Raw genomic sequence first — 13,936 nt, 5'->3', positions numbered from 1 at the left:
GGACGCCGCCCGGTGCTTGCGAGGAGCGGGCGGCGAGGTGGCACGTCGGCGTCGGCCATCGCAACTCCCGGAATCGGAGAGCCGGGGAACCAGCGTGCCAGCCGCCCGGGGGCGCGACCAGGGTCGCAAGTCGCCGGCTCAGCGGGTGGATCGTCGAACCTGCCGGCGATTCCGGTCGGGCCGCGGGCGTCGGCGGTGCCGCTGCCCACCGGCTGTGTCTCGTTCGCTGTCACCTGCCGGGCATCACTGCAGGTCCGCGTCGATCGCCTGTACTCCGCCCGGCTCACCCGCACGCCGGCCCCTGCGCCCGATGGCGACTCCTCAGTTCCCGGCGGGAGCGGGCGGAGGCGCGGGTGGGGCCGGTTCCCCGGGGCCGACGAGTTCCGGCTCGATGAGGACCTCCGGATCGGACCCGTCGGCGTCGATCTGCGCGACGGCCCGGTCGAGGTCGCCGTCCCCGGTCACGTACGTGAACAGGATGCGGCCGTCGATCCCTCGAGCGGCGGATACGAGGACGAGGTATCGCCCCACGGGCGCCGCGACCACCTCCACCGGGGTCGAGCGGCTGGGGTGGGTGCCGGGGGCCCGGCAGCGACGGCCCGTGCGGCCGAAGGGGGCGCCGCCCCCGGCCGCTGCAGATCGGACGCCGTGACGGGTCAGCCGCGGAAGGGTGCGAGCCTGACCGCGAGGTCGAAGGCCCCGTACCGGCGCAGGAACGCCACCCGCCCCCGAGGCACGCGGGCCGCTTCGACGCGCAGCGCGGCGGTGAACTCGCCCGTGAACCCGAGCCGGGGATGCCGTTCGACCACTCCGGCGAGGAGGTCCGGGGGCAGCCGCCAGGCGCGAAACCCGACGACGTCCATGCCGGCGCCCGCGGCCAGCAGGTAGGCCACCGGGCCGTGCGCGAGCGTCACCCCCGGGCTGAGGTGCAGCGTGATGGCGGTGCGCATCGTCTCGGTGGCGGCCGGGGACAGACCGGCCTCGGCGGCGACGTCGCGGGCGATGCGGGCGCTGTTGCGGGTGAAGTCGACGCCCTCAATGGCGGTGGGCAGTCCGGTGTCGTGGAGCAGGGCGGCGGCGAAAAGCAGCTCGGTGTCGACGCTGAGCCCCTCCAGCGCGCCCAGCGCGGCACCGAAGGCGAAGGTCCGGAACGAGTGGTCGAGCAGCGCTGGACCGAGCCGGTGCTGCGCCTCGGCCACGGCAGTCCGGGTCAGCGCCGAGTCCGGCGGGGCCAGCACCGAGGGGTCCACCGGGGCGGCCCGCCGTCCGGAGTTCAGCCGGACCAGCATCGCCAGGCGACCGGCCGCGTTGACGGCGTGGGTCCGGAGCAGGGGGCGCAGCAGGGAGCGGCGCTCGGCAGCGGTGAGCTGTCCACCGGTGCGCTCGACCCAGCTGAGGGTCCCGAGATCAGGCGTGGCGGCGTTCACGGGTGCTCACACCGGTTCGTGCGCCGGGTCCTGCGCCTGCTCTGCATCGGCGGCCAGATAGCGGTGGACGGACCCGACGGTCACCGCGCCCTCGCCGACGGCTCCGGCGACCCGCTTGACCGAGCCGTAGCGGACGTCGCCGGCGGCGAAGACACCCGGGCGGCTCGTCTCGAACGGGTAGGGGTCGCGGACCAGCGGCCAGTCGGCGGAGGGGACGTCGCGGCCGGTGAGGACGAAGCCGTGCTCGTCGAGGCGGAGCACGGGCGCCAGCCAGTCGGTGCGCGGCTCGGCGCCGATCAGGACGAAGACCGCCGCCGCGTCCACGTCCTCCGTCCGGTGCGTCCGCCGGTCCTGCAGGGTCAGGCCGGTCAGCCGGGAGTCGCCGCGGCCGCCGATCACCTGGGTGTGCAGCCGGACCTCGAGGTTGGGCGTGGCCTCGATCTGGTGGATGAGGTAGGCGGACATGCCGGCGGCGAGGGATCCACCGCGCACCACGAGGACGACCCGGGACGCGTAGCGGGCGAGGTGCAGGGCGGCCTGCCCGGCGGAGTTGGCGCCGCCGACGACGTAGACCTCCGCTCCGGTGACCGCCGGTGCCATCACCCCGGCCGCGCCGTAGAAGACGCCGGCGCCGGTGAGCCGGTCGAGGTCGGGGAGGTCCAGGCGGCGGTAGCGGACGCCGGCGGCGAGGACCACGGTGCGGGCCGCCACGCGGCCCCCGTCGTGGAAGCCGAGCACGTGCCGGCCGCCGTCGGTGGTCAGCGTGGTCACCTGGTGGGTGAAGACGAACTCGGCGCCGAGCAGGGTGGCCTGCTGCCACGCGCGGTGGGCCAGCTCCCCGCCGCTGATGCCGGCGGGGAAGCCGAGGTAGTTGCGGATCATGGAGCTGGTGCCGGCCTGCCCGCCGATGGCCCGCTCCTCGACGAGCAGGGTGCGCAACCCCTCGGAGGCGCCGTAGACGGCGGCGGCCAGCCCGGCCGGGCCGGCGCCGAGGACGATCAGGTCGTGGTCCTCGGCGGTGGGCCGGATCCGGATGCCGTGGGAGGCGGCGAGCTCGGTCATCGTCGGCCGGTGGAGCACGGATCCGTCGTGGCGGATCACCGCGGGCAGCCGCCCCAGGTCGACGCCGTGGTCGGCCACGAGCCGGCGGCCGGCGTCGCTGTCGGGCGGGTGGAAGGCGAAAGGCACGCCGTTGACCGTCAGGCCGTCCCGGATGTCGTGGGTGCGGGGGTCCCACTGTTCGCCCACGATCCGGTAGACCACGTGGCCCGGCCGGTGCCCTCGCGACCAGGTGGTGAGGGCCTCCTGCACCCGGGGGTAGAGCCACTCCTCGGGATCGACCCAGCCCTTGACCAGCCACGCGTCGATCTGGCCGAGTGCGCTCGCCCGCTGCAGGGCAGGCAGTTCGCCGAACGGGATCCGGGTGTGGTGCTCGTCCATGTCGAACAGCAGCAGCCGGGCGGTGCCGCGGTGCAGGTCCGTGGCCTGCTGCAGGAGGACGACGCCGTCGTCGTCGGGGAGGTGCAGGTCCGCGGCCACGAGGGCGACCGGTTCCCCGGCCCGTGCCAGGCGCCCGAGTTCGGCGCGCGCGGCTCCGGCGGAGCCGGCGGTGAGCACCCGGTAGTCCCGGCCGAACCGGTGCTCCAGGGTTGCCGCCGTGGTCGCCACGTCCTGTGGATCCCCGCCGACGACCAGCAGCACCGGTCGTCGCGCCCGGTCCGGCGTGGCACCGTTCCCGGGGCCGGTCATGCCACGGGTTCGGTGCGGTCGGGCGCGGGCGCGGCTGCCGGCGACCCGGTCTCCTCGGGTGGGGGTGACACGCGGTCGGTGTCGAGGCGGCGCAGGGCCGGGTTGAGCAGCATGCCGAGGGTGACCGTCAGGTAGACGACGCCGAGGGCGACGATGGTGGGGACCAGGCCGGCACCCTCGATGACGAAGCCGACGATGGCGATGACGATCGGGGCCAGCGACGCCGACAGCGACTGCAGCGCGCCGAACACGCGGCCGTAGACGTCGGCCGGTGTGACGGTCTGCACCACGCTGAAGATCAGCGGCACGATCGGGCCGGCCACGACGGCGCCGAGGAGGGCCAGCGCCAGCATGAGCGCGAACGGCGGGGTCAGCGCCAGACCGCCGTAGAGCAGCACCACACCGCCCGCACCGGCGACGAGGAACGTGAGCCGTCGGGGCATGCGGTGCCCGATCGCGCCGAAGACCGCGGCACCGATCAGGGCGCCACCGCCGATGGCGGAGGTCAGCGCGCCGAGGGCGGTGGGGCTGCCCCAGATGTCGAGCGTGTAGACGGGGAGCACCACCGTGACCAGCGCGCCGTCCAGGGCGTTGGCGACCGCGACGACGGTGACGATCGACAGCAGCAAGCTGTTGGAGAACACGAACCTCAGCCCGACGAGCAGGTCGGCCCGGTAGCTGCGGCCGGTCTGCGCCAGGGCGGCCGCGCCCTCCTCGTGGCTGCGCGGGTGCACGAACAGCGCGACCAGGACCGCGGACGCGGCGAAGGTCACCGCGTCGACGTAGAGCACGTTCTCGGGACCGAACACGGCGATGAGCACGCCGCCGACGATCGGGCCGACCAGCAGAGTGGCCTTCGCGACGGCACGGTCGACGCCGTTGGCCCGCTCGATGGTCGTGCCCGCGCGGTGCGCCAGCCCCGGCATCAGCGCGTACCGGGCAGCGTCGCCGGGACCCTGCATGCAGGTGATGACGAACACCAGGACCAGGATCAGCCAGAACGGCAGTGCCCCGGCGGCGTAGAGCAACGGGATGCCCGCGACCAGCAACGCGCTGGCCACGTCGGTGAGGACGCTGAACCGCTTGAACCCGACCCGGTCGATCAGCGGGCCGCTGAGCACACCGGAGATCACACCGCCGGCGGTCATCGCGGTCGCCACGAGCCCGGTGCGGGCGGCACTACCGGTGGTCTGCAGGATGAACCACGGAACCGCCAGATTGGTCATCGCGCTGCCCAGCGCGGAGATCCCGTTGGCGCCCCACAGGGCGAACATGCCGGTCCGGTCGGCTCGGATCGGCGAGTCGACGGCAGAGTCCTCGTGGGCGGTCATCGGCTCCTCCGCCTTGCACGTGGCGCGGTCGGCGCGGCAGCGGGCCCGCGAGCCTGGGGCCTGTGTGCACCCGGTCTCGCGAACGGGGCGCCCATGATGCCGATCCGCGACGACCGGCGACAGACCCTCCGAAACGGGTCGCGCCAGTGCCACACCGGGCACCAGCGTCGGGATTGCGCGGTGTTCCGTCGCGGTCGGTCTCCCGACCGGGATCTCCCCGTCGACGTGCACCAGCTCCGTCCCTGAGCGCCGGATCCGCGATCGTCGGCCGGCGTGGCGCCCCGGCTCGGCGCTCTTCCCGGTGCTCGCGGAGACAGCGGGGCGTTCCGGAGCCGCCCCGGCACTCCGCCAACAGGGGTGGCTGGAGCAACTACCCGTTGATCAGTCGCCGCGCAGATCCCAGGAGCAGGCAGAGAGGGGTGCTCTCCAGGGCAGGAACGCCCCGAGGAGCCTGGTAGCGCAGGCGAGGGCCGGGGCCGGCAGTCAGGCGGCGGGCGGGACGACCGGCTCGGGCACCAGCACGTGCCGGTCCAGCCGCAACCGGCGCAGCGCCCGCTGCAGGTCCGGCGCCGGCCGGTGCACGATCAGCTGCCGGTCGTGGCGCACCGCGCGGCGGTAGGCGCTGCCGAGCGCGCGGAGGCCGACGGCGTCGACCACGGTGACCGCCGCGAGGTCCAGGTGCCACTCCCGGGGACCAGCGACGAGCAGGGCGGTGACCGCCGCGGCGAGCAGGTGGGTGGTGCGGCGCTCGAGACGGCCGGTCACGCTCAGGCGACCGGTGACGAGGTCCACCTGCACGGTCAACGACGGCGGGCTGGGCTGGGGTGGGCGGGCGTTGATGTGCTGGGACGGCATGGATCCCCCAGGTCGGCGCAGGAACCGGGGCCGCCTGCGGACGTCCGTGGTCGGTGCTCGGGCTGGGCAGACCGACGTCAGGATGGTGAGGCACAACACGGCCGTGGTCAACAGAACCAGTCGAGTCGGGGCTCTCCGTCCTCGACGAGGCCCGTTCGCGGGCGAGGTCGCACCGCGTCTTCGACGACCCGTTCCACACCGTCCACACGGCTCCTCCGGGCGCCGTCACCGACGCCGTGGACGAGGTCCTGCGCTCCGCTGAGGCCGCACTGGGTGCGGCCGTCGCGGGCGACTCGGAGTTGACGGGCAGCGTGCGGAGCAGCGCCTCTCCCGCCGTGGTCATGGGGTCCTCCGGGTCTGACGTCTCGGGCCGACTCAGGTCGCCGGTCAGGCGGCCGGGGACGGGTGGAGGCGGTGGATCGTTCGGGCGCTGCGGGTGACGAGGTAGCCGATCGTCGCCGCCCAGGCCAGCAGCGCGACCAGGGACACCTCGAGGACCGGCATGAGGGCGTCGACGCCGACCAGGGCGGCGCTGCCCACCAGCAGCAGGGGAACGAGGACGGCGGCGGTGAGCTGCAGCCAGCGGGGTGCGGCGCCGGCCCGCGCCGCGGCGGTCGTCGCGACCGCGGCGAAGGCCGCGAGCAGGGCGATCTTCAGCACGTCGACGGAGTCGATGGCGAGCAGCAAGGTGCGGCTGGTCGTGGCGGCGTGCTCGCCGGCGACCGCGGCGACGGCGAGGGCGAACTGCAGGAGGGACAGCGCCGCGGCGGCGAGACCGGTGCCGACCACGGCGCGGCGCAGCCCGCCGCGGGCGCCGGTGATCCGGGCGAGCCCGACGGCGAGTCCGGCGACGGCGAGGCCGGCGGTTCCGTGCACGAGCAGCGCGGAGGAGACCACGGCCGGTCCGTGGTCGGCGTAGAAGCCGGCGATCTGCGCGGGCGGCGCGTCGTGCCCCGGTGCGGCCGGCGCCAGCAGCAGGCCGGTGATCCAGGACAGCACGTAGGCAGCGGCCGCGACCGCGGGGGCGTTCAGGGAACGCGCGGCGACCGGGGTGGGGGCGGTGGTGGGCACGGCGGTTCTCCTCCGGGGTGGGTTGTCACTGGTTCCAGACGGCGAGCAGCACGGCGTTGCCGACGGCGAGCACGGCCACCGTGGCGGTGGTGGGCAGGCGGGCACCGAGCCGTCGGAGGGCGGTGAGGCCGAGGGCGAGGGCGCCCAGCTGGGCGGCGATCCGCACCGGCTGCGGCACGGACGGGCCGTGCACGAGCAGCACCCAGCCGACCGCGACGGCGCCCGGGACCGGTACGACGGCGGCGAGCCGGGCGCTCCGCGACCGGGCGCCTCGCCAGGCGGCGACGGCGACGACGGCCGGCAGGGCCAGCTCCAGCCCGAAGCGCACGGCGAGGTCGAGGTGCTGCGCTGCGGGGAGCATGCGCAGAACGGTGCCGTCAGCGCGCCGCCGGATCGTCGGCGCGCGGGTTGGTCTTCGGCGTCCACCCGTGGGTGGAGACTGTCGCCCGTGCACGGGCAGCGGCGGTGGGTCCTCCCGGTCGGGCTCGCCGTCGTCGCGCTGGTGGTGGTCGCGAACGCCGGGAGCAGTGTCGGGCTCGGGACCTCCGGCGACGCCCTGGTCGTGACGCTGGCGGTGGCGGTCTACGCCGCGGCGGCCCTGGTCTTCCTGCTGTGGTTCGACGCGCCGGTCCGGATCACCGTGGTACTGCTGCTGGTCATGGCGGTGGCCTCGGCCGCCGCCCGGCACGGCGACCCGACCGGCACCGGCGGCATCGGGCTCTACCTCGGCGTCGCCTACGCACCGCTGCGGCTGCCGCACCACACGGCCGTGGCCGTCGCCGCGGTCAGCGTGCTCCTCTTCGACGTCGTGCTGGCGCTCGAGGCGCCGAACGCGGCGGTGTTCATCACCGTGGTGACCGGCGGCGCGGCGCTGTTCTTCCTGTTCGGGCTGCTGCTGCGCAGCGAGCAGGAACAGCGCGCGCGGGCCGACCGGCTGGTCGTGCAGCTGGAACGCAGCCGTGAGGCGGAGAAGGCCTCCGCCGCGCTCGCCGAGCGCACCCGGATCTCGCGGGAGATGCACGACGTCCTCGCGCACACGCTGTCCGCGCTGGTGCTGCAGCTGGAGGCCCTCGCCGTCCGGGCCGAGCGTGCCGCCGACCCCCTGGCCGGCGGCCTGGCCCGCGCGCACGAACTGGCGCGCGGTGGGCTGGTCGAGGCCCGGGAGGCGATATCCACGCTACGGGGGGACGTCGTGCCCGGACCGCACGCGCTGCCGCAGCTGCTCGCGCAGCACGAGGCGGCCACCGGGACGCCGTGCACCCTCGAGGTCCGCGGCGAACCGGTGCCGCTGACCCCCGAGGCGTCGCTGGCGGTCTACCGCACCGTGCAGGAGGCGCTGACCAATGCTCGCAAGCACGCGGCCGGCGCTCCGGTGCACGTCCGGCTGGACTGGCGGCCCGACGGTGCGGTGGTCGAGGTCCACGACCGTGGCGGCCGGCAGCAGGCCGCGCTGCACGAGACCGGCGGCGGGCGCGGCCTGTCCGGCCTGGCGGAACGGGCCGCTCTTCTCGGTGGCGAGCTGGACGCCGGGCCGGCCGAGGAGGGCTTCCGGGTGCGCCTGGAGGTCCCGGCGTGATCCGCGTCCTGGTCGTCGACGACCAGCGCCTGGTGCGCGAGGGGCTGACGGCGCTGCTCGAGCTGGTCGACGACCTCGAGCTCGTCGGCGTCGCCGGGGACGGCGCGCAGGCGGTCGACCAGGTGGCCGAACGGCAGCCCGACGTCGTCCTGATGGACCTGCGGATGCCGGTGATGGACGGTGTCGAGGCCACCCGCCGGATCCGTCGCGACCACCCCGGCGTGGAGGTCGTGGTGCTGACCACGCACGCCGACGACGAGTCGGTCCTCGCCGCCCTGCGGGCCGGCGCCCGCGGCTACCTGACGAAGGACGCCGGGATGGCCGAGATCGCCCGCGCCGTGGCCGCCGCCGACGCCGGCCAGGCGCTGCTCGACCCGCACGTGCAGACCCGGGTACTGCAGGGGCTCAGCGCCGGAGACCGCCCGGCGCCGCTCACCGACCGGGAGACCGAGGTGCTCGCGCGCATCGCCGACGGGCTGTCCAACGCCGAGATCGCCAGCCGGCTGGTCGTCTCCGAGGCGACCGTCAAGACGCACGTCAACCGCATCTTCGCCAAGACCGGCGCCCGTGACCGGGCCCAGGCTGTCCGATGGGCCTACCGGCACGGAGTCGCCCAGCCGTAGCCGGCGGTCGCGGTCCCGCCGCCACACGGACGCGAAGGGGCGGCGCTGGCCCGCCTCGGCGGGACGACGGCCTCGCTGGCCCGCCGCAAGGCGCTGCGCAACCGGCGCCGGACGGCCAGCACCGCGACCGCGCTGGTGATCGGCCTCGCGCTCGTGTCGACCGTCACCGTCGTCGCCTCCTCGATGAAGGCGTCGGTCGCCGACGTCGTCGCCGACAGCAGCCGGGCCGACTCCATCCTCAAGGCCGCGAACCCCGCCGCGCCCGGGTTGCCGCCGGCGCTCGCGGAGGACCTGCGCGGCGTCGACGGCGTCGCGGCGGTCGGGGAGCTGCGGCTGGCCCCCGCCCAGGTCGACGGCGGCACCGCGATGGTCGCCGGGGTGGACCCGGCCACGGTGGAGCAGGCGGCGGACCTGGAGGTCAGCGCGGGGGCGCTCGCCGCGCTCGGCGACGACGCGGTGTTCGTCTCCGACGACGTCGCCGCCGCCCACGGCTGGGCGGTCGGCGACGTGATGGAGGTCGTCCACGCGCACACCGGTGCCCAGCGGTTCGCTATCGCCGGCACGTACGGCAACACCGCGCTCCTCGGCACCGACCACCTGACGACGCTCGGCGCCCACGGCGCCAACGGCGGGGCGGACCTCGACGTCGCCGTTCTCGTGGTCGCCGCCGACGGGGTGGTCCTCGACGAGCTGCGCCCCGATCTGGAGGCGGTCGCCGCGGCCTACCCGAGCGCGCAGCTCGACGACGCGGCGTCGTTCACGGAGGCGCAGGCCGAGACGATCGACCAGCTGCTGGCGATCGTGACCATGCTGCTCCTGCCGGCCGTGGTGATCGCGCTGCTCGGCATCGTCAACACCCTGGCGCTGTCGGTCCTCGAGCGGACCCGCGAGCTCGGGCTGCTGCGCGCGGTGGGCACGACCCGCCGGCAGGTGCGTGCGGTGGTGCGCTGGGAGTCGGTGATCGTCGCCGTCCTCGGTGCGCTGCTCGGCGCCGTCCTCGGGCTCGCGTTCGGGGTAGCGCTCACCCGGGGCCTGGCGGGGGAGGGGCTGTCGGTGGTCGACGTCCCCGGGGTCCGGCTGGCGCTGTACGTGGTCGCGGCCGCGCTCGCCGGGGTGGTCGCCGCCGTCCTGCCGGCCCGGCGGGCGGCGAAGGTCGACGTCCTGCGGGCAGTGGCTGCGACCTGGGCCGCCGGGCGGAGGTCGCGGTGGCGGGAGCCGACGGGCCCCGCCGCCGCGGCACCCCGCTGCAGAGAGGGCCCGCCCACTCCCCGTCCAGCCGGTTCCCCTGCGCAGGGGGAGACCGACGGTGGCTCGCTCGCCGTGTCGCGCACGGCAGAGTGAGCCACCGTGCCCATCGGACGACCGGGGGCGAGTCGAACCGCCGACGTCGACCACCGTGGCACGCGGACGTCCGCGTGGCCTCGAAGGGGTCGCTCCGTGCGGGCGCACAACTCAGGCTTCGACCGGGTAGCAGTCCTCACGGGCCTCGCCGGGCTGGCAGAAGGCGAGGTCGGTCCCGGGTGAGCGGTGCTCACCGGGCACAGCGAGCACCACGGCGACCACCGTCAACGCGACGAGCAACAGCAGGGCGGAGATCCCCGCGTACAGCACTCGGGTCGTCATCACGGTGCCCTCCCGGTCCGGTCGTGCGTTTCCCTCGTCCTCCTGCGCCACTAGCCTCCTGACCGCACGCAGAGGAAGTGCACAGGACGGGTTCAGGACCCGGGGTCGTGCGGCGGGTCGCGCGGTCGTGGTGGTGCCTGATCCGCGGTCCGGGGGAGCCGCACGTGGCACGGGACGCAGAACCGGTCGACCTGCAGGTGCGGATCCTGGGTCCGCTGCAGGTCCTCCGGGACGGGCGGGTCGTCCGGTTGGGAGGTCGGCGCCCGCAGGCGATCCTCGCCCTGCTCACCGTGCACGCCGGCCGGGTCGTTCCCCAGGAGCAGTTGATCGAGCAGGGCTGGAACGGGCGGCCGCCGCGGACCGCGCCGGCCGTCCTCCGCACCTACATCGCCCAGTTGCGGGCCGCCATGGAGCCGGCCGGCGTCCGGCGTCCGGACGACGCCGTGCAGGCGACAGGCTCCGAGCAGTGGCACGTCCTGCTGACCCAGGGACCGGGCTACCTCCTGCAGATCAGCGCGGGACAGGTCGATGCACAGCGGTTCGGCGAGCTGGCCGGCGCGGGACGGCGCGCGCTGGCCGGAGGAGCTCCCGGGCAGGCGGCGGACCTGCTGGGTGAGGCGCTGGCGTTGTGGCGGGGACCGGCGTTGATGGGCCTGGCCGACCTGGGGGCACTGCGCGGACACGCCCACCGGCTGGACGAGGAGCGGTGGCAGGCGGTCGAGGACCGGGTCGAGGCGGACCTGGCCTGCGGCCGGCATGCGTCACTGGTGGGAGAGCTCCACGCCCTGGTGGAGGCCGAGCCGCTGCGGGAACGGCTGACCGGCCAGCTGATGCTCGCCCTCTACCGGTGTGGGCGACAGGTGTCCGCGCTGTCGGTCTACCAGTCGCTGCGCGGGCGCCTCGCCGACGAGCTGGGCGTGGTCCCGGGTGCCGACCTCCAGCACCTCCAGCAGGCGATCCTGCGACACGACCCACAGTTCCGGGCGCCACGCACCCCTGTGGTCCGGCCACAGGTGCCGCGGACACGGCGTTCCCAGCCTGACGAGACGCAGCTGTCCCCGCGCGGCGCCGCCGACGTCGAGCCACGGACGGGCCGGGACCCGGCACCGGCGACCTCGGGGGAGTGGCAGCTCCTCGGCCGGCGGGCGGAGATGTCCCGCCTGGAGGAGGTGCTCGCCTCCGGTGGCAGCGGGGCAGTGGTGGTGGGACCACCGGGGGTGGGGAAGTCACGGCTGTGCGCGGAGTTCGTCCGCAGGCGGTCGCAGGCCGGGCAGCCCACCATCCGGCTGTCGGCGACCAGCAGTGGACGGGAGATCCCGCTGGGGTGCATGGCCCACCTGGTGTCCTCGGCGGTGCAGGGGCGGGAGACCAGCCTCGTGCAGGGCGACCTGGTCCACGCGACGGTCAGCAGCCTCATCGCGAGGACGTCTGGACCCCAGCGACTGATCATCTCCCTCGACGACGCGCACCTCGCCGATCCCGCGACGATCACCGTGCTCGACCAGGTGATCCGCGCGTCGAACGCCTTCCTGCTCGCGACGGAGCGCTGGCAGGACGGCGATCCGCTCGTCGACCTGTGGAAGAACAGGGTGATCGAGCGGATCGATCTCGACCCCCTGTCCGATGCCGACGTCAGCCAGTTGCTCGACGCCGCCCTCGGCGGTCCCTCCGAGACCCGGACACGCAGCCGCATCCTCCGTCTGGCCGGCGGCAGCCCGCTGTACCTGCGCGAACTCCTGGCGGGTGCGCTGTCGTCCGGAGCGCTGCAGCGGCATGCCGGCGAATGGACCCTCAGCGCGGAGTCCAGGCCCTCGGACCGGCTGCTGGACATCGTGGGAGAACGCCTCCGCGGCCTCGCACCAGGAGAGGCTGACGCGCTGGAGGCCGTGGCGATCGCCGAGCCCGTTCCGCTCGAGGTGCTCGAGCGCGTCGCGGCCCCCGAGGCCGTCCTGGGGCTCGAGGTGCACGGCCTGGTCCGCGTCGAGGAGGGAGCGGGCGCAGTCCTGGTCCTGCCGGCCCATCCCATCTACGGCGAGGTGGTGCGGGCCCGCCTGCCCCGGCTGCGACGCCGACATGTCTCCGCCGGGCTCGCCCGAGCCTTCTCCGACTTCCCCCTCGCCGAGGGGTTCGCCGTCCAGCACGCCGTCCTCTGCCTCGATGGCGGCGTCGCCGCCTCCCCGTCTCTGCTGGAACTCGGTGCCCGACGAGCACAAGCGGGCGGGGACCACCGGCTCGCGTCGCGGCTCGCGCATGCGGCGCTGGACGCCGGTGCCGGCACCCGGGCCGCCCTGATCGCGGCCGAGACGGCAGCCGCCCTGGGCCAGGCGGACATCGTCGGTGGCTTCTACCGGCAAGCGGCGCAGCGGGCCGCCTCGGACGAGGACGACGCCGGGATCGTGATCAGCCAGGCCCGCGGCCGGCTCTACGACAACGACGCCCCCAGCGCCTTCCAGCTCATCAAACGCGCACACCAGCGCCTGTCGGCCACGACTTCGGGGCCCGCTCTCCGGGTCGCCAGCGCCGAGGTCAAGGGGTTCAGCGGGGAGTGGGCCGACGCGCGAGACCTCGCGCTCGCGCTGCAGTCGTCGGACGTACCGGTCGACATCGCCTTCGCAGCCGACTGCATCGCCGCGTTCGCCGCCTCCTTCGCCGGCACCCACGCCACGGCGCTCGCCGCGATCCGACGAGCCCGACAGGCGCTGACGGTCGGCCCGGTCTCGCAGCCACAGTTCCTGCAGTGGCTGGAACTGGCCACGTTCCAGGTGCGCGCCTTCGACGGGGGGATCGACCAGGCGGTGCGGGACGCGGCCGCCCACGCGGAGCGTTCCGCGGCTGGGATCGAACACCCCGACTGGGCGGGTGTCTGGTCCTTCGGCGCGGCGGACTTCGCGTGCTTCACGGGATCGGTGACCGCCAGGACGAGGAACCTCGCCGAGCAGGCGGTGGGTCTCCTCCGGCGTCGGGACGCGAGCAACGTCTACTCCCTCGCCGTCTCCGTCGCGGCCCTGACCGCAGCGATGGCAGGCGACACCGCCGAGGGGGAACGCTGGATGGAGCACTACGACCGGGACCTGCGCGCCAGCGAGCAGAAGAGCACGGCACTCGCCGACCGGGCCCGGGCCTGGTTGCTGCTCCGCACGTCCGGCCCGGATGCCGCCGCTCGCCACGCGATCCGTGCCGCTGCCCAGGTCAGCCGGCACGTTCCGCTCTACGCGGCTCCGCTCCTCCACGACGCGGTTCGATTCGGCCGCGCGGACGACGCCGTTGCGGCGCTGCAGGACGCGGCAGGCAGGCTCGACGCCCCCCTGTCGACAGCCATGGCGCACCACGGCCTCGCCGCGCTCGACCGAGACGTCGACCGGCTCCACGCCGTGGCGCGCGAGTTCACCGGGCTCGGCGCGCGGCAACTGGCCGCTGAGGCGCTCATGACCGCCGGTGCACTCGCCCCAGCAGCCGGACACGAGGACGAGATCGCCGCACTGACCACGGAGGAGATCGTCGTGGCGCCGCACAGGACGGAACGGTGATGCCCGGACGCAGCGGCGCGCGACGGTGAACCGGGACCCCGCGCGGAACGGGGAGCGCTGCGGATCCTCTGCAGTGCGCGGCCAGGTGTGCACATGTCTCTCCGCCGTCGCCTCGCTGTCGTCCTGATCAGCGCCACCGGAGCCGTGGGACTCG

At 74.9% G+C, this 13,936-nt stretch carries 11 protein-coding genes; 4 read left to right on the top strand and 7 right to left on the bottom strand.

Translation table 11 applies throughout. From position 1 onward, the window contains the following. Positions 1–656: 656 nt before the first annotated feature. From ACI8AA_RS12225 to ACI8AA_RS12200, 6 genes are all read right to left on the bottom strand, one after another. On the bottom strand, positions 657–1,427 hold the full coding sequence (locus tag ACI8AA_RS12225; RefSeq protein ID WP_457044675.1) for an HD domain-containing protein: 771 nt from the start codon (positions 1,425–1,427) through the stop codon (positions 657–659). A 6-nt stretch (positions 1,428–1,433) separates the two neighbouring features. Further along, positions 1,434–3,095, bottom strand: a complete 1,662-nt coding sequence (locus ACI8AA_RS12220) for an FAD-dependent oxidoreductase (RefSeq protein WP_457044674.1) — start codon at positions 3,093–3,095, stop codon at positions 1,434–1,436. 77 nt (positions 3,096–3,172) lie between these two features. Continuing rightward, the gene (locus ACI8AA_RS12215; protein ID WP_457044673.1) at positions 3,173–4,507 is read right to left on the bottom strand and encodes an MFS transporter; all 1,335 of its coding nucleotides are present in this window, start codon (positions 4,505–4,507) and stop codon (positions 3,173–3,175) included. 483 nt (positions 4,508–4,990) lie between these two features. Beyond that, the gene (locus ACI8AA_RS12210; RefSeq protein WP_457044672.1) at positions 4,991–5,362 is read right to left on the bottom strand and encodes an STAS domain-containing protein; all 372 of its coding nucleotides are present in this window, start codon (positions 5,360–5,362) and stop codon (positions 4,991–4,993) included. A gap of 387 nt (positions 5,363–5,749) precedes the next feature. Next, positions 5,750–6,433 carry a hypothetical protein gene (locus tag ACI8AA_RS12205; protein WP_457044671.1) on the bottom strand — a complete coding sequence of 228 codons (684 nt, stop codon included), beginning with the start codon at positions 6,431–6,433 and terminating at the stop codon, positions 5,750–5,752. Positions 6,434–6,458: 25 nt separating this feature from the next. Continuing rightward, positions 6,459–6,794: a hypothetical protein gene (locus ACI8AA_RS12200; protein WP_457044670.1), complete on the bottom strand. Its 336-nt coding sequence runs from the start codon at positions 6,792–6,794 to the stop codon at positions 6,459–6,461. Positions 6,795–6,881: 87 nt separating this feature from the next. On the opposite strand from ACI8AA_RS12200, the gene ACI8AA_RS12195 reads away from it, so the two are divergent. The 3 genes from ACI8AA_RS12195 to ACI8AA_RS12185 are packed head-to-tail and all read left to right on the top strand — an operon-like array spanning position 6,882 to position 9,973. Continuing rightward, positions 6,882–8,009 (top strand): sensor histidine kinase, encoded by a 1,128-nt coding sequence (locus ACI8AA_RS12195; RefSeq protein WP_457044669.1) that lies wholly within the window; start codon positions 6,882–6,884, stop codon positions 8,007–8,009. Then, positions 8,006–8,632, top strand: a complete 627-nt coding sequence (locus tag ACI8AA_RS12190) for a response regulator transcription factor (protein WP_457044668.1) — start codon at positions 8,006–8,008, stop codon at positions 8,630–8,632. The genes ACI8AA_RS12195 and ACI8AA_RS12190 overlap by 4 nt, the downstream gene beginning before the upstream one ends. A 45-nt stretch (positions 8,633–8,677) precedes the next feature. Beyond that, positions 8,678–9,973: an ABC transporter permease gene (locus ACI8AA_RS12185; protein ID WP_457044755.1), complete on the top strand. Its 1,296-nt coding sequence runs from the start codon at positions 8,678–8,680 to the stop codon at positions 9,971–9,973. A gap of 111 nt (positions 9,974–10,084) precedes the next feature. Here the strand turns inward: ACI8AA_RS12185 and ACI8AA_RS12180 are convergent, their stop codons facing one another. After that, the gene (locus tag ACI8AA_RS12180; protein ID WP_457044667.1) at positions 10,085–10,255 is read right to left on the bottom strand and encodes a hypothetical protein; all 171 of its coding nucleotides are present in this window, start codon (positions 10,253–10,255) and stop codon (positions 10,085–10,087) included. A 77-nt stretch (positions 10,256–10,332) separates the two neighbouring features. Here ACI8AA_RS12180 and ACI8AA_RS12175 point away from each other — a divergent pair, with 77 nt between their 5' ends. Next, positions 10,333–13,782, top strand: coding sequence for a BTAD domain-containing putative transcriptional regulator (locus tag ACI8AA_RS12175; RefSeq protein ID WP_457044666.1), 3,450 nt, complete (start codon positions 10,333–10,335; stop codon positions 13,780–13,782). Positions 13,783–13,936 lie beyond the last annotated feature (154 nt).

The organism is Geodermatophilus sp. SYSU D01180 (genome assembly GCF_054050415.1).
Note: the sequence above shows the minus strand (reverse complement) of the source record. Positions and strands in the feature narration are given on the sequence as shown.